Consider the following 15,670-nt stretch of genomic DNA (forward strand, 5'->3'; position numbering starts at 1 on the left):
CCCAGACACCGAGCCAGGATTCGCCATGATCGCAACAACCGTCCTCGCAGCATTGCTGGCAATCATTTTCCTAGCGTCCGGCGCAACCATGACCCTGGCCACCAGCTTCCAACGCGGCAATGCCGCACACCTGGGATTCAGCATCGACGCCTTCCGCCGGATCGGCGTCCTGGCGCTACTCGGCGCGATCGGAGTACTCCTCGGGCTGACGATTCCCCTCGTCGGCGTCCTCGCGGCGACCGGCCTGGTGGCACTGATGGTTGGTGCCGTCGTCTGCCATCTGCGCGTCCGCGACCGATTCGGCCAGCTGATCCCACCGATCGCGGTTGCCACCGTCGGCGTCGCGTATCTGATCCTGATTGGGCAGCAGGCAGTTTCGTGAAACGCAACGGGCAACCGTCGAGGACAAGCTGACTTCGAGACCCGTTCTCGGCGGACAGTTGCCTACGCCGTGCGCCGAGTAACGAAGTCGAATTCGAGGTATTGCTCTGCGGCGGAGGGGATATGAGTGAGCGTGAGGTCGGCGAGGTTGCCCTGGTCGGTCTGCACGCAGAGATGACTGCCGGGACGCAGGTGATAGACATCGTCGAGAGTCTGCGTCCAGGCTACCGGCGGGATTTTGGTGCAGCGATCGGGTCCGATGTCCTCGCGTGGCACCGCGAAGCGGGCACGGCCGTGGGTCATCGCGTTGAGCGAGTCGCCGGTCTTCGACGGGCTCATGTCGATGCCGGGTTCGTTCTGATCGCGCACCTGCCCGTTGTCCAAGTCGATGCCCTCGACGTTGATGAGTCTGCCGTGTCCCTGGGCGAGAGGGGCAGCGGTGTTCGGTAACTCGGTCGACGAAGTCGGGCCAGTGGTCGGCACCGGCGGTATGCCCGACGGTTCGGAAGCGGAGTTCGGTCCCGAGCACTGGGTGACGCCGAAGACAACGAGTGCGACCACGACGCTCACTACGCCCGCCGAGCTACCGACCACGGTCCAGAAGTGCGTCGAGCCATACCTGTTGCCCCTGACGGGTGCCGGTGTTGGGTCGTTCTGGGTCATCTGCTGCTTCCCCCTGTTGCCCGGATGCTGTCGAAACCTGGCACAGGCGAACCGCAACCCGCACCGCAGAAGTTGTCCCACGCATCGGGGAGACACGAAAGACTCTACATAGCAACCGCTATCTCGATGCGCGTTCGGCGGACCACACTTTGGCAAACCGCTTCGTTCGGCGGTCCCGCGCTGGTAGGCGTTTGTCGGCGAACTCAGGCTGGCTCCGGGTCACCGCTAGGTCGCCGCATCCGGCTTCGGCGGCGGAGCGACGTCCCGTCTGTTTCGATGGGTTCCACAATCAAATCGAGAGCTGGTTCGTAACCCTCGGGGGGTGACACCCTCTACGGCACATGTGGCGCCGACTCCTACCCCCGATAGGCAGGCGGTACTGGTAAGGGCTCGTATTCGAGTGGCCTGTATTCCCCTGGCGCATCTCGGTGACTCGTGTCCGATGTCCCGGGCGGAGTAGGTTTCTCCAGCTCCCGCCGGCCTCGGCCCGGGCCGGGTCAGATGTGGTGGGCGGAGAATCCGAGAGTGTCGGCGACGACGGCGGCTCGGGCCTGTAGGACGAGCCGGCGAAGGGTCGCCGACTTTGCGGCTTGGGATGGCTGGCCGAGGTCGGTGCGGAGGTGTCCGAGCAGAGTGCTGACGTGCACCGGCTGCCCAGCGCGGCGGCCGCGGAACAGCCAGTGGCTGTCCGGGTTGACGGTTTTCAGGTTCTGGCGGTTGTCGATGAGCTCTACCGTGCGGTCCGGTCCGTCGAGGTCAGAATGCCGACCGGCATTCTGCGAGTTGGACCAGGCCATTCCCGATCCGGTACGTATCTGCTACGACTTGTCAGCGGACAACGACGATCTCTGGATCTGTCAGCTGCTGGTCGATCGGGGTATCGGTGCGGTTGCGCAGGAATTGGTCGAACATGGCCGCCACGTACTTGCGGGTCAGGGTTGTAGCGCGGTCCGCGGCGATGGGTCCGATGTATCTCTCGGCGGCTGGTCGCGCGATCGTGGGCACCAGCGAGGGGAAATCGGTGTAGTCGTAGTGCGCCGAATCCTTCATTGTCAGTTGACGTTTCCAGCCGGTGCCGTGTTGCCAGAACGCGTTCAACGATGGTTTGGCGTCACCGACCTCCTCGCTCCGCTGGCTGGTCATCACCAGCACCGGCCGGTCGACACCCTCGGTCGCCGCCCGCCCGAAGTCTTCGTCGACACCGATCTGCCCGTCGAGATCGACGCTGGCGTCAATGCGACGGTCGTCGTGCATCGATTCGACTGCGGTGTATCCACCGGAGGAGTGTCCCACCATGCCGACGTGTTCGAGGTCGAGGGCGCGGCCGAGCCCGGCAGGCAGGGCGCGATGGTCGGCGTCTGGGTTCTCACCGCGCGTCAGGCGGGCGAGCGAGTCGAGGACAAACCGGACATCGGACAGCCGGGCCGCGATGTATTTCTTCCGGATCTTGGTGTCGAAGCCGTCCGGAGCGGGGGCGGGCGGGACGATTCTGCCGCCGGGGAATTCCACAACGGCCTCGTAGGTGGGGTCAACGGTGACCACCACATAGCCACGACTGGCCAGATCCTCGGCCAAGCCGGTGCCGTACACGCGGGTGTCTCCTGCCCCGGATGAGTAGAGGACCACCGGGAAGGCCGCCCCCGCCAATGCGGGTGCGTCGGTGTAGGAGTTGGTCAACAGACCCGGCAGTCCGACACCCGAGCGCTTCTCCAGATCCGGGATCAGCGTCTTCGATATGTAGTGGGCCCGCGGATATTTGACGACGTCAGTGGTCGGATAGAACACCGACACCATCAGCTCACGCTGGCGGTCGGCATAGAACGGGTCCTGCCTCGACGCATCGACCAAGTGCAGAACGGTTTCACCCACCAGGTACTGACCACCCGGCCGGGGAAGAACGGTCACACCGACAGGCGATGCGTCGGCCACCGTCGCGCTCCCCGCTACCAGCGCGAAAGCAGACAGGCATACCACAGTCATCCGCCGGATCAACGTTCCCCCAAAAAAGTGACTCAACTGACATTCACATGCCGCGCAGACGCTATCAAATGAAACCGCTGCCCCACAACGGAACTCATCGCAGCGATCATTCTGCGCCGGAGATCTGGGCTACGACCATTGTCGATGCTGCACACAGCGGGCCGGGCCGGCGGAGACGAAGCGACCACACGGAGCGGGCTGAGGACTCAGCAGTGATTCTGCAATTCGATGCGCCCGATGTCGTCGAATACCTCTGGGCGGAACGTCGCGTGGAACTCCCAGGGGTATTGTTGGTCCGAGTCGGGCAGATTGATCACGAATCTGGTGTTGTCATCGACCGGTCGCTGCTCGCCTGCGACGAGGTGACCCAAGTGTCGGCCGTTTCCGCTCACCAAGCGTGCGTGCATGAGCCACGCGTCGTTGTCGTCGCCGCTGGTGACCCTCGCGGTGAAATGCGCTGTGCCATCGTACTTCAGCACCCAGTGTGCACCGGCGAACATTGTGCAGTCCCCGGCGTGCATGTCGCGATCCCACCAGAACACCTTGGGCGGCTTGGGGTCTTGTTGGGCGGCGGCGCTGCCGGTGACGGCGGTAACGGCCAGCAGAATGCCGGCCGCGAGTGTGAAAATTCTGCGATGAGTCTGTGTGACCATCGTTTCCCCCTGATCGCAAGAGTTGGTGAGCACGCCATGCTCGTAGAAAGTATCGCAGGCGAATGCTCAGCCGTTGGCGCGATTTCGCGCACTGCTCCTCGACGGACTACGACCCGCGAACCAACAGTCTCCAGTGTGGCTCAGGGCGTCCAGGTGATCCAGCCGCCGCAGAAGTCGCGAGCTTTGCCGTACGGCAGTCAGGTGAGTAGATGGCGTCGTCGTCGGTAGTCGGATAGGGCGGGATTGGTGTTGGCGTCTGCTTCCCCAGTTCGACCAGGCCCATACGGGTCGGGTGCAGCGAGCACTGCCCAGGCTCGGAGCGGTGGTTAGGCACCGGCCCTCTGGAGGCGTGAAGTGCGTGGGCGACTTGGGGACAGTTGCGTGGTGGGTACGGTCACAAGCCCGATTTGCAAGTTCAGCTAGCTGTCCGACCTGGCAGCGCCTTCTCGGCTGGGAGAGTCGGCGAACTCGCGCAGCAGCCGGGTGCCCTCGCTCGGCCCGGGACTGAAGATATTGGTGCCGACACCGCCGATGGCCACCAGCTTGTCGACCCGGGCCGGATGCGCGAGGGCGAACATGGCGCCGACGACGCCGACCATCGAATTGCCCACGAGCGCAGTAGATTCGAGGTCGAGCTCGTCGATACACCGCTGTACCGAATCGACCGCAGCGAGCACCGGGTGCGCTCCCGGTACCGGATCACTCGCCCCGAATCCGGGGAACTCGAGGATGTAGCAGTGGTAGTCGTCCGCGAAGTCCCCCAGATTCTCACCGAAGTTGCGCCAGCCGTTGACGCCGATCCCCGAGCCGTGCAACAGAGGCCACCCGGCATCATCGTCGAATCTCGAGGACGACCCCCGCGCGTTCGGAGGTGTCGAGATAGCTGAAGCCGGTGCGATCCTCGCGCCGGCCCGACATCATGACCGGAATCCCGGCGGCGCGGGCGGTTTCGGCCGAGGCGTCGATATCGTCGACCGCGAAACCGACGTGGAAGACACCGCCGCCTGTGCGCTCGAGAAATCGCCGCTGTGGGGTGTCGCCGGGGCCGGGCTCGACCAATTGGACTGCAGTCCGGCGACGGCATCGGTGTAGACATCGCGCAGCGCGAGAAACGCCTGTCGGTCGGGTACATCGAGTTCATCGTTGTCGTATTGCGAAAGGTCCGGATAGTTCTGCCAGTCGCCTATTCCGAGGCTCTCGTAGTAGGCGATCGCGGCGTCGACATCGGCGACCCCGACACAGATGTGGTGCGCACGGCCGAACAATTCGTTCATCGGTGAAGTCCTCTGATTGCGCAGCATTGCTCATCTCGGAAAGTACTGCCGGAGCAGATCATTCGTGTTCTCGTTCGTGCCGCGTTGCCATGGTGAGTGCGGGTCGCAGAAGTAGATGTCCAGGCCGGTTGCCGCAATGATCCGGAGGTGGTTGGCCATCTCTCGGCCTTTGTCCCATGCCAACGTCCGATGCAGGGGCTGCGGCAGGGTGGACATCGCCGTGGTTATCGCTTCCTGGACGTCGAGGGCCGTGTGGGGGTTCGGTGAGTGCAGCAAGATGACGAATCCGGTCGCTCGTTCGACGAGCGTTCCGATGGCGGAGCCGTTCCCGGCACCGGCGATGAGATCGCCCTCCCAGTGCCCCGGCACTGTCCGGTCCTCGACTTCGACGGGCCGTTGGCTGATCGAGACCGTGCGCTCGATCCAGGCGGGATGAACGGGTTCGACTCGCGTGCGGTCGATATAGGTGCGGCCAGGGCAGATCGGACAGTGACCATGATGTGGTGTGACCAAGGCGTCAGTGGTCGGCAACGAGTCTGCGGCCGGGGCGGGTACGCAGGATCGATGCGCCGGGCATATCCCGCAGTTCCCGGAACACCGCCCCACACGGTGGATTCGGGAAGATAGCCCGCGGCCAGGGACAGGGACCGGCCACCGAACTCGACGACGGGCACACCACGCGCGACCTGGCCGCCTACCGCCGACGCCACGCCAATGCCTGCAACACCGCCGGCACGGTCCACCGCCGCGGGGATCGGGGCCACTGCGTCGACGAACCCGCGCCGGCTGCCGCCAGCGGTAGGCAGTTCCGCGCGCACGTCGAGGTAGGGGCCGACCCACGAGGCGAACTGCTGGGCCAGTGCCACGCTCACCTCTCTTTATCAGTGGCTCCGTGGCCCGCCTACCGCTTGGCGTAGTCGGCGAAGCCCTGCCAGTCGAGCATGACGCAGGGTTCGTCTCCCATGGTCCACGCGTCGTGGCCGGGTGGGATGATCATGAAGTCGCCGGGCCCGTATTCCTGTTGCTCGCCGTTGTCCATGGCGACCACCATCCGGCCGGAGATGCAGTAGCCGGTGTGGGCCGACTGACAACTGTCGGTCTGGGCTATCGGCTTGACATGAAGCGACCACCGCCAACCGGGTTCGAAGATCGCCCGGCCCACCGGGCCATGGTCCAGGTTGACGAGATCAACCCTGCCTTTGTCCTGTTCGAAAGGCCTGCTTTCCTCCGGAGATTCGAAACTCTGGCGTACCAGATCAGGCATGACTGTTCTCCTTTGCAATCTATCCGCCGATGAGTAGTAGGTTGCAGACCCAGAACGGTGATCCTTCGCTGCGGCACCGCGTCCATTTTCAGGACCGCCTGGCTGGCTCATCGTTTGTGGGAGGCTCCGCAAACTGTCGTGGCTGCCCGAGCGGGTGATGGCCGGTTCGGATCGTCAGCAATCAGCGATTGCGGCTACCCCGGATGCCACCGGAGGGATAGCGCAGCGCGTTCATCATCTGCCCACCGACTCGAGGATCACTGGGCCCGTCTCTTGTCGCCGCCAGCTACCGGGTAGCACTCGCGGACGACGGCAAACATCACATTCGCACATACCAGCAGGAGCACGTCGGTTTCAGGCACCTCACTCCTCTCAGCGGTGCCCGGGAAGCGGAGCCGATGACTTCTTCGGACACCTCGACCGCAAGTTGACCAGCACCCTGGCAAGTTCCTGGCAACGAAGAGATTACCTCCATAGATCTCGGATCGCCGCTGGCTTGGCGGAAGCGCCCGATTTCTCACCCGGCGGCACGCCGATTCATCGCGAACGCGGTATGACCACTGGCGGCTATGCCACCTGGGACCTTCGCCACCCACGGCCTTACCCGCAAGATCGTGCAAACCTTTGCCGTCGGTGAGGGTGGGGGATCGTTGCCCGACCCAAGCAAGTCGGGGGTGGCCCATCGTACCGACCATGCTCTTGCGTGCGTGCAGCATCGACTCGAGTCTGTGCAACAACACGCCAAGACTCGACACGGAATTCTACATCGCGACGTCGCCGAACAAGCCGAGCTGCTCGCTGCCGGTGAGCGGCAGGCGGTTACGCGGGCGCCACCGAGCAGCGCGCGGATCCGGTCGCGGTCGGGTGCCTGCTGCCCGAGGCGGGCGGCGACGACCGCGGGTGGGAGGCCTTCGCGCAGCATGCGTTGTTCGGTGGGGCGGCGGTCAGTGCGGGAGTGCGGGCGCGGCGTCACCACCGGGTTGCCCGGCCGGGCTGGGGTTCGGGCTGGTGGTCGGTGGTGTCGGTCATCGGTTCAGGCTCGCTGTCCGGTCGATACGGACAGATGTCCTGACAGGAAGCGCCGCGAGTTCGACGCCATACAACGCGACGGGTCCGCTACCGTGAGCGAAAACGCATGTCGTGGACGGTTTCTCACTCATCCGAGTCGGGTCGAGTCGGGGAGGGAGACATTGCCGGTGGCCGAGGGCGTAACCGAGCAACGAGATTCTGAAGCTGGCCTCCAGTTCTTCGCGCGGGAGTTCGACCAGCGACGTCGCTGATCGTCGGTTTCATCGACGAATATCGCCAGGTCTACGGCGTCGAGTCGATCTGACGTGCGTTATCCGCGCACAGGGTGCAGATCGCGCCCAGGACCTACCGCAAAGCCCGGCACCGGCCACCGGCGGCCCGCGACATCGCCCGACGCCCACCTGGGCCCTGCGCGATCTGCAGGACAAGCCCGAAGCCGATGTACGGGCGCCGGGAGATGACCCGTTACCTGCGCCGCCACGGCCACGATGTCGCGTTCTGCACCGTCGACCGCCTCATGCGGGAGCTGGGCCTGAACCGCGCCGTGCGAGGCCGCAAGCAGCGCACCACGATTCCCGTCAAGGACGGCGTGCGCACCGCGGACAAGTTCAACCGTGACTTCACCGCGACCGAACCGAACCTGGTGTGGGTGGCCGACTTCACCTACGTGTCGATGTGGACCGGTCGCGGTCGGGCTGATGAAGATCTACCTCGATTACACGTCACCGGATTCCACTGCCGACCTCGACCCTGTCGACGAAGTATCCGAAAGCGGTCGCGAAAATCGTCGACGATCTCGACGTGCTGCTCGAATTCTACGAATACCCGGCCGGGCACTGGATCCACCTGCGCACGACGACCCGATCGAATCCACTTTCGCCACAGTCAGGTTGAGGACGAAAGTCACCAAGAGGCCGGGCGCACGCTCGGCGGGAGCCGCCCAGGCCCGCTGGTACAAGGTCAACGCACCCGAACTGGTCGCGCTCGTCCGCAACGGCGCCCTGTTCCACAAGGGCAAATTCCTCGAACGCCCCCACGACATCACACCCGACCATCAACCGACCCGGCCGAAGGCACCGGAGCGGAGGTCGCCTGAAACTCGGGATCCACGTAGTCGACAATTACGGGCACAAGAACCGACAGACAAACGAACAAAGAGTGAGCCGTTATGCTTTACACCTGGGTCGAGTCCGCCGGAGGCCCCCTGCTGATCGCCCCCGAATCAGAACTTGGTCACTGGGGCGGTGCAACCGACTCGGAAGGACCTCTGGAGACCTGGGGGGACTACGGCCGAGCCTGCTCGGTTGAGGGATACATCGGCCTGGTCATGATCGGCTCTCAGCAGGCATTGGTCCTTGGAGACGAACCCGCTCGCACGACATATCTCCCAGCCGAGCGGGTGTTCCTGCGATGGGCAGCGGCAGACTCCGAAGAAGAACTCGTCACCGCAGCGCGGCAAGCATTACAAGAACACATCACATGGGATCAAGACGAAGACCTCATCTGGGAAATACGAGAGCCCATGATGCTTTTCGACTCGGCCTGGCCGGGAGCTGAGATCGAACTCGACAACCAGCTCCGCATCGCCCTTGATCCAGGGCGTTACCGAGTCCGGGCAACCTACATCAAGGCCCCGGACAACTGGATGATCCTCGTTCAGCTCCAGCCAAGCGCCGACAAGCACCTCAACGACACCACCCCGACGGAGGTCGCCTGAAACTCACCGATCCACAGGTGCCCGTACCTCCGTACCGCTGCCGCTGCTTTCGAGCGGGCATCTGCGCAAATTTGCAGATCGATGGGGATCGGCTCGCCGACTCGGCCGACCCTGTGTGCACGCCTTGAACGCATCACCGGGACGGTCGGTGCAGACATCGAGAATCCACAGATCTCGGTGTCCCTTCAACCGGCTTTGTACGCGCACGATGCACTACGCGCGGGGGGGTCAGTGAGCCACGCGGGACAGCGGCGAATCCCTTGCGCGCGTTCCGCTTGCTGCCGTTGATCATGTCGTAGAACCTGTCTGCGGCCCATGCCGCGCGCAGCCCGAAACGCCCCATGATCATCGGGACCGCACGGCCGAACCTCGGTTCATCGACCCAGACGGTGCGCAGATCGTCCGGGGCGATGCCGGTAGCGATCCGATCCGCGATGAGGGACCCGATATACGTGGCCTGGGCGAGCCCGTGGCCGTTGCACGGCAGGGAGTAGTAGACGTCGTCGCCGATCGTCCCGGCCACCGGCAGCCAGGTCGAGGTGATCCCGATCCAGCCGCCCCACGCGCGGTCGATCGCCACGTCCGCCAGCGGCGGGAAGCGCCGCGCGAACGCACACGCGAGGTCGGCGACCACCGCGGGGTCGGGACTGCGCTCGGGAAGCGGGTAGCTCGCGGCACGCTCGATCTGCCGGACACCGAACACGATGGTGTTGCGCGACGTGAGCCGGTAGTTCTCCATGATGTTGTGCTGCGTGATGAGCCCGGATCGGCTGGTCCAACCGAGAGAGGCGAGACGCTCCGGGGCGATCGGCTCGGTCTCGACCTCGGTCACCCACATCGGCGACGACAGGCGTTTCGGCGTGATGTCCCACTCGCCCGCATAGGCGTTCGTGGCCAGCACCACTTTCTCCGCCCGAACCACGCCGCGGGGCGTCTCGACGGTGATGCCGCTGTTGCCGCGGACGATATCGACGACCTTCGACTGCTCGAAGACCCGCACGGTCGAGGCGAGCACCGCGCTCCGCAGGCCGCGCAGGAGCTTCCCGGGGTTCATGATTCCGCCCTGGATCTCGCGCATGCCGCCGAGGAAGCCGTGCGGGATGCCCAGTTCGCGAGCCGTGCCCTCCTCGACGTGGGCACCGGCACGGCGGAGGATCTTCGCGATGCGACGCGTCCGTCCCAGCTGGCCGCGCGAGACGGCGGCGAAGACGTTGCCGGTGGCTTCGTAGTCGCAGTCGATGCCGAGCGTCTCGATCAGGCTCTCGACGTGGTCGGCGGCGTTCTCGGTGAGGCGGATGATCGCCGGCATGCGCTTGTGGTAGAGCAGGTTCAGCAGCTGAATGTCGCCGCCGGGCGCGCTCGCCAGTTGGCCGGCGTTGCGGGAGCCCGAGCCGTGACCGCAGAACTCCGACTCCAGCAGGACGGCGTCGACGCCGTGCTCCGCAAGGCGGAGCGCGGTCGCCATGCCCGCGAGTCCGCCGCCGATGACCGCGACGGAGCAGGTGAGGTTCTCCGTCAGCGGCGGTCGGATGTCGGCAGGTGGATCGACCCACCCGGTGAAGGTGGTGTAGGTCGTGTTCGCGGTGGCGCTCATGCGATTTCAACTCCTTGGATGGGGGAGGCGGCGACCGGATCGAGGCCTGCGTCGACCCGCTTGTTGTGGGCGGCGAAGGCCGCATACGTCCGGTAGATGACGAGCATCGCCAGGCCCCAGGTGAACAGCGCGAGGGTGTAGAAAAGGGTGTGGTCGGCGTCGTCGCCGGGAATTCGCCAGAAGTCGTAGATCGACGCCACGACCACGTTCAGCGCGGTGGCGGCGGCCACCCATCCGGCATGGGCGCGCTCTCCGATCTCCCAGAGGCGCCACGCGAAGTAGCACAGGAAGCCGGAGGTCGCGAGCGCAGTGATCAGGAAGAACACTTTGCCGGGGGTGCCGATCTCCTCCGCGAACTCCGACAGGAGGAACCCGAGAATCGCGGCAACGGCGAAGGCGCCCACCTCGACTCGGGTCGTGGGCTTGTACCCGTGGGTGACGACCAGCAACCCGAGGACCAGGATCAGCGTGAACCCGATCGAGCGCGAGAACGCGTCCAGGAAGTAGGCGATGTGGTACATCGGGGAATCGGGGCCGGCCTTGGTCACCCCGTAGATCAGGAAATTGGTCCCCGATACGGCCATGATGATCCATTCGAGGCCGATCAAATAGTTGTGCTGGCCTCGAATGAACTTCACGCCGCAGATGAGTCCGATGGCGATCATCCAAATGTCCGCCGCGGCGAAGAGTACGTCGCGCATGGCCGCTCCTCCTTGAGTGTGGCCGTGATCTCGTGTGGCTTCTACGGTGGCGTGCTTGCGAGGACGCCCGCTACGTCGACGTGCAACCACGTGTCGCGACGGCCGCAACACACTGCACCACCACGCCGTGTGATCGGCGTCGCAATAGCTCGGGCAGTGCACTGTGCACCACATCACTCCGAAGGACGGGGCACCGCGGCGTAGAGTGCGGGCCGCCGTGGCGGGCACCGTGGAATCACACACCGACGTGATCACCACCGAAAGGCCCCACGATGAACGCACCGAAGCAGCGACCCGAGGAATTCGACATCGTCATCATCGGTGCCGGCATCTCCGGCATCGGCGCCGCGCGCTACATCGTCGAGGCGTTCCCCGGCAAACGTGTCGTCGTGCTCGAAGGGCGCGACAATATCGGCGGCACCTGGGACCTGTTCAAATATCCCGGCATCCGCTCCGATTCCGACCTGCATACCTTCGGCTACGAGTTCAAGCCCTGGAAGGACCGCGCCGCCATCGCGGAAGCCCCCAAGATCCTGAACTACCTGCGCGAGACGATCGAGGAGAACAATCTGGGCGGGCTCATCCGCCTCGGGCACAGCGTGCAGCGCGCCGAATGGTCGAGCGCCGACGCGCGCTGGACGATCGACGTGCACACCGCCGACGGCGACAAGACCGTCACCGCCAACTGGATCTTCGCGGGCACCGGTTACTACCGCTACGACGAGGGCTACACCCCGCACTTCGAGGGCCACGAGGACTTCGCCGGCGACATCATCCACCCGCAGCATTGGCCCCAGGGCTACGACTACGCGGACAAGAAGGTCGTCGTGATCGGGAGCGGCGCGACCGCGGTGACGCTGATCCCGTCGATGCTGACCGGTGAGGGCGCCGCCGCCCACGTGACCATGCTCCAGCGCACCCCCACCTACGTGATGCCCTGGCCGAAGGTCGATTCCCTCGCGCTCCTGCTCACCCGGCTCTTCGGCGAACGCCGCGGCTACGCGATGACCCGGTTCAACAACATCTGGATCGATCGGGGCGTGGTCAAGTCGCTACGCACGTTCCCCCGCCTGGGTCGCGCGCTCATCCGGCGCATCAACAAGAAGTCGCTGCCCGAGGGCTACGACGTGGACACCCACTTCAACCCGCCCTACGACCCGTGGGATCAGCGCCTCTGCCTTTCCCCCGACGGCGACTTCTTCGCCGCACTGCGCGACGGCAGCGCCTCGATCGTCACCGACCGGATCACGCGTTTCACCGAGTCGGGGATCCAGCTCGAGTCTGGCGAGCACCTCGACGCCGACCTGATCGTCACCGCGACCGGCCTCAACGTGCGCCTGCTCGGCGGCATCGACCTCATGGTCGACGGTGTCCCGGTGAACCTCGCCGACTCCGTCGTCTACCGCGGCACCCTGCTCTCGGGGATCCCCAACCTCGCCATCGCCATCGGCTACACGACCTCGTCGTGGACGCTGAAAGTCGGCATCCTGTGCCGCTACTTCTGCAACCTGGTGAAGCACATGGACGCCTTCGGCTACGACAGCGTCGTCGTCGAGGCCGATCCCGCCATGGAGACGCGGCCGGTCATGGACCTCAGCTCGGGCTACGCGCAACGGGCCCGCGAAACCACCCCGAAGCAGGGCACCGGCATGTGGCAGATGTCGATGTCGTACCCGCAGGACGCCAAGTTGCTCCGCGGCCCGCTGCTGGACGACGCGCTGAAGTTCGGCTCCACCACCGACGAAAGCGCACCCTCGACAGCACGGGAGGCGATCCGTGCCTAACGACACCGAGGACCGCTTCTGCACCCTTCCGGGCGGCACGCGTGTCTGCTACCGAATCGACGGCGAGTCCGGCGCCCCGCCGGTCCTGCTCATCGCCGGCCTCGCGGAGGACTTGACGACGTGGTCCGAGCGGTTCGTCTCCGCCCTCGCCGCGACCGGCTTCCAGGTGATCCGGATGGACAACCGGGACTGCGGCCGCTCCATCTACGCGACAACTCCACCACCCAGCACGCTACGGCAACTGCTCGCCCGGCCCCGTCGGGACGCGTACACGCTGGCCGACATGGCGGCCGATGTCGCGCAGCTGATCGAGCACCTCGGTCTGGGACCGGCGCACCTCGTCGGGCGCTCGTTGGGCGGGATGATCGCGCAGACCGTCGCAGCGCGGTACCCCGAACTCACCGCGTCGCTGACCTCTTTGTATTCGACCACGGGCGATCCGAAGGTCGGGCAGCCGGCCGCGTCGACCATGGCGCTGCTCGCCGCCCCGCCGCCGCGGAACCGAGTGCAGGCCGTGCGCGCGCACCTTCGCATGACGGCGCATCTCGCAGGCACCGGGTTCCCGATCGACGAGGTCGAAGAAGCGGGCCACGCCGTGCAGACGTGGAACCGCACGGCCGGCGACGGTGCGGCGGGAACTGCCCGGCAGGTCCAGGCCATCCATGCCTCGGGCGACCGGACGGCGGAGATCGCCCGCATCACGGCTCCCACCCTGGTGATCAACGGCGATCGCGATCTCATCGTCGCGCCGTCCGGGGGCGACGCCACCGCGGCCGCGATTCCGGATGCGCGGCACGTGGTGATTCCCGGGATGGGGCACCACCTCCCCGACGCGCTCGCGCTCCTCGTCGCCGACCACGTCGTCGGACACCTCGAAAGGGCATCAGCATGACCGAGCTACGCACCGCGGACGTCGTCGTCATCGGCGCCGGGGTCTCCGGATTGACCGCGGCGCGGCGGCTGGCACAGGCCGGGCGGTCGGTCGTGGTGACCGAGGCCGGTGACCGGGTCGGCGGCCGCACGATGAACCTCGACGTCGCCGACGGCGTGATCACCGAAGGCGGCGGCCAGTGGGTAGGACCAGGCCAGGACCGGGTCCTCTCGCTGCTGGACGAGCTGGGGCTGGACACCTTCAAGACCCACGTCGACGGCAAGTCGATCTACCACCGGCGCGGCCGCTCGAAGCGGTACGACGGCCTCATTCCGCCGCTGAGCCCGCTCGCTCTCGCCGACTTCGCCCAGTTGCAGCTGCGGCTGGAGCGGATGGCGAGAACCGTGCCGCTCGCCGCCCCGTGGACCGCGCGCCGCGCCCGCTCCTGGGACGCCACGACCTTGGGGCACTGGCTCGATGCGAACGCGACGACCGCGGAGGCCAGGGAGATGTTCACGGTCGGCTTCTCGGTGACCAACGCCGAGGGTCTGCACTCCACGTCGCTGCTGGTGCAGCTGGCGCGGATCCGGGGTTCCGGGGGGATCGACCATGCCCTCAACATCACCGACGGGGCGCAGGAGTCGCGGGTGGTCGGTGGCACGGTCCGGATCGCGGAGCGCCTGGCCGAGGATCTGGGGGACGCCGTGGTGCTCGACTCGCCCGTCATCGAGATCGCGCAGGACGCCGACGGAGTCTCGGTCCGGTCGGCGCGGGTCGACGTCCGCGCGGACCGGGTGATCGTCGCGATGTCGCCGGCCGACGCCGCCCGGATCCGCGTCACGCCCGGCCTGCCCACCCGCCGCGCGATGCTGCAGCGTCGCTGGAGCAGCGGCGCGGAGAGCAAGCTCTTCGCGGTCTACGACCGCCCGTTCTGGCGGGAGCAGGGCCTGAGCGGCCAGGCGGTCACGGACCTGCCGGTGGCCCAGTACGTCGTCGACAACTCTCCGCCGGACGGCAGCGTCGGGATTCTGCTGACCTTCCTCGGCACCGCCGGGGCCGGGAGCGGCCAGCACTGGTCCGACGCGATCCTCGACGACCCCGCGGCGCGGCGCTCCGCCTTCCTGCGCGATCTGACCGTGCTGTTCGGGGCGCAGGCGGCGAACCCGACCGCGTACCTCGAGAAAGACTGGACGCACGAGCCGTGGATCAGCGGCTGCGTCGGCTCCCGCGCCCCGGGCTCGCTGACCCAGTACACGGATGCGGATCGCCGGCCGGTCGGGCGGATCCACTGGGCCGGCACGGAGACCGCGACGGTCAATCAGGGCTACCTCGACGGCGCGGTCCGCGCTGCGGAGCGCGCCGCCCAGGAGGTGCTGAGCTTCGGTCTCGTCAGGGTTCCCAGTCGACCCGCGGGATTGCCGTGACGTCGACTACGCGGACATCGTCCGCCGAGACCTCGCGGCCGTCGCGACGCGCGCGCACCGCCGCAAGGCCGATCCCGACGAATCCGTGAGGAGAGCCGTCGTCTGCGGGCCGGTACCACTCGCTCACGTTCGAGCACATCGACAAGAGCGCGATCCGTGTCAGTCGCTGGTCCGCGATGCGGAACGTTCCGTCGTCCACCCCGTCCCGCAGGGTGTCGCGCCAGTGCGCTTCGTACCTGTCGCGCAGGCCGACGATCTCGGTGTGACGGCGGCTCCCCGGCGCGAGGGCGCGGACTCGCCGTCGGAAACCAGGCCCGTAGAGACACCGGCATCCT

General features: G+C 66.2%; 13 protein-coding genes and 5 pseudogenes. 7 read left to right on the forward strand and 11 right to left on the reverse strand.

Translation table 11 applies throughout. From position 1 onward, the window contains the following. Window positions 1-25: 25 nt before the first annotated feature. Window positions 26-382 (forward strand): DoxX family protein, encoded by a 357-nt coding sequence (locus IU450_RS35180; RefSeq protein WP_195154037.1) that lies wholly within the window; start codon window positions 26-28, stop codon window positions 380-382. 62 nt (window positions 383-444) lie between these two features. On the opposite strand, the gene IU450_RS35185 is transcribed toward IU450_RS35180, so the two are convergent. From IU450_RS35185 to IU450_RS35220, 8 genes and pseudogenes are all read right to left on the reverse strand, one after another. Beyond that, a complete protein-coding gene (locus IU450_RS35185; RefSeq protein ID WP_195154038.1) occupies window positions 445-1,044 on the reverse strand; it encodes a hypothetical protein in 600 nt (199 codons plus the stop codon). Between the two features lie 497 nt (window positions 1,045-1,541). Further along, window positions 1,542-1,841 (reverse strand): hypothetical protein, encoded by a 300-nt coding sequence (locus IU450_RS35190; RefSeq protein WP_195154039.1) that lies wholly within the window; start codon window positions 1,839-1,841, stop codon window positions 1,542-1,544. Window positions 1,842-1,872: 31 nt separating this feature from the next. Further along, window positions 1,873-2,949: an alpha/beta hydrolase family protein gene (locus IU450_RS35195; RefSeq protein WP_195154040.1), complete on the reverse strand. Its 1,077-nt coding sequence runs from the start codon at window positions 2,947-2,949 to the stop codon at window positions 1,873-1,875. Window positions 2,950-3,230: 281 nt separating this feature from the next. After that, on the reverse strand, window positions 3,231-3,677 hold the full coding sequence (locus tag IU450_RS35200; RefSeq protein ID WP_195154041.1) for a DUF6294 family protein: 447 nt from the start codon (window positions 3,675-3,677) through the stop codon (window positions 3,231-3,233). Window positions 3,678-4,108: 431 nt separating this feature from the next. Then, a pseudogene (locus IU450_RS35205) lies at window positions 4,109-4,495 on the reverse strand (alpha/beta fold hydrolase); the annotation flags it as partial. Between the two features lie 13 nt (window positions 4,496-4,508). Beyond that, window positions 4,509-4,736, reverse strand: a complete 228-nt coding sequence (locus tag IU450_RS41470; protein ID WP_195154042.1) for a VOC family protein — start codon at window positions 4,734-4,736, stop codon at window positions 4,509-4,511. A 248-nt stretch (window positions 4,737-4,984) separates the two neighbouring features. Continuing rightward, window positions 4,985-5,380 (reverse strand): annotated as a pseudogene (locus IU450_RS35215) (IS30 family transposase); the annotation flags it as partial. Between the two features lie 472 nt (window positions 5,381-5,852). After that, window positions 5,853-6,215, reverse strand: coding sequence for a cupin domain-containing protein (locus tag IU450_RS35220; protein WP_195154044.1), 363 nt, complete (start codon window positions 6,213-6,215; stop codon window positions 5,853-5,855). A 1,468-nt stretch (window positions 6,216-7,683) separates the two neighbouring features. Here IU450_RS35220 and IU450_RS41475 point away from each other — a divergent pair. The 3 genes and pseudogenes from IU450_RS41475 to IU450_RS35235 form a co-directional block, all read left to right on the forward strand. Next, window positions 7,684-7,791 (forward strand): annotated as a pseudogene (locus IU450_RS41475) (IS3 family transposase); the annotation flags it as partial. Window positions 7,792-8,003: 212 nt separating this feature from the next. Continuing rightward, window positions 8,004-8,340: pseudogene (locus IU450_RS35230) on the forward strand (IS256 family transposase); the annotation flags it as partial. A 72-nt stretch (window positions 8,341-8,412) separates the two neighbouring features. Then, window positions 8,413-8,961, forward strand: coding sequence for an Imm21 family immunity protein (locus IU450_RS35235; RefSeq protein WP_195154045.1), 549 nt, complete (start codon window positions 8,413-8,415; stop codon window positions 8,959-8,961). A gap of 133 nt (window positions 8,962-9,094) precedes the next feature. On the opposite strand, the gene IU450_RS35240 is transcribed toward IU450_RS35235, so the two are convergent. Both IU450_RS35240 and IU450_RS35245 read right to left on the reverse strand, forming a co-directional pair. Further along, complete coding sequence (locus IU450_RS35240) at window positions 9,095-10,555, reverse strand: NAD(P)/FAD-dependent oxidoreductase (protein ID WP_228835575.1); 1,461 nt, start codon at window positions 10,553-10,555, stop codon at window positions 9,095-9,097. Then, window positions 10,552-11,256: a transporter gene (locus IU450_RS35245; RefSeq protein WP_195154046.1), complete on the reverse strand. Its 705-nt coding sequence runs from the start codon at window positions 11,254-11,256 to the stop codon at window positions 10,552-10,554. The genes IU450_RS35240 and IU450_RS35245 overlap by 4 nt, the downstream gene beginning before the upstream one ends. 272 nt (window positions 11,257-11,528) lie before the next feature. Between IU450_RS35245 and IU450_RS35250 the strand changes: the two genes are divergently transcribed. The 3 genes from IU450_RS35250 to IU450_RS35260 are packed head-to-tail and all read left to right on the forward strand — an operon-like array spanning window position 11,529 to window position 15,335. Next, window positions 11,529-13,040 (forward strand): flavin-containing monooxygenase, encoded by a 1,512-nt coding sequence (locus IU450_RS35250; protein ID WP_195154047.1) that lies wholly within the window; start codon window positions 11,529-11,531, stop codon window positions 13,038-13,040. Next, window positions 13,033-13,932, forward strand: coding sequence for an alpha/beta fold hydrolase (locus tag IU450_RS35255; protein WP_195154048.1), 900 nt, complete (start codon window positions 13,033-13,035; stop codon window positions 13,930-13,932). The genes IU450_RS35250 and IU450_RS35255 overlap by 8 nt, the downstream gene beginning before the upstream one ends. Next, entirely contained in the window at window positions 13,929-15,335 is a 1,407-nt protein-coding gene (locus IU450_RS35260; RefSeq protein ID WP_195154049.1) for a flavin monoamine oxidase family protein, read from the forward strand. The genes IU450_RS35255 and IU450_RS35260 overlap by 4 nt, the downstream gene beginning before the upstream one ends. On the opposite strand, the pseudogene IU450_RS41480 reads toward IU450_RS35260, so the two are convergent. After that, window positions 15,301-15,618 (reverse strand): annotated as a pseudogene (locus tag IU450_RS41480) (hypothetical protein); the annotation flags it as partial. The gene IU450_RS35260 and the pseudogene IU450_RS41480 sit on opposite strands and share 35 nt — an antisense overlap. Between the last annotated feature and the right edge of the window lie 52 nt (window positions 15,619-15,670).

Origin of the sequence: Nocardia abscessus, from assembly GCF_015477775.1 — a bacterium.
GTDB classification, from domain to species: Bacteria; Actinomycetota; Actinomycetes; order Mycobacteriales; family Mycobacteriaceae; genus Nocardia; species Nocardia abscessus_A.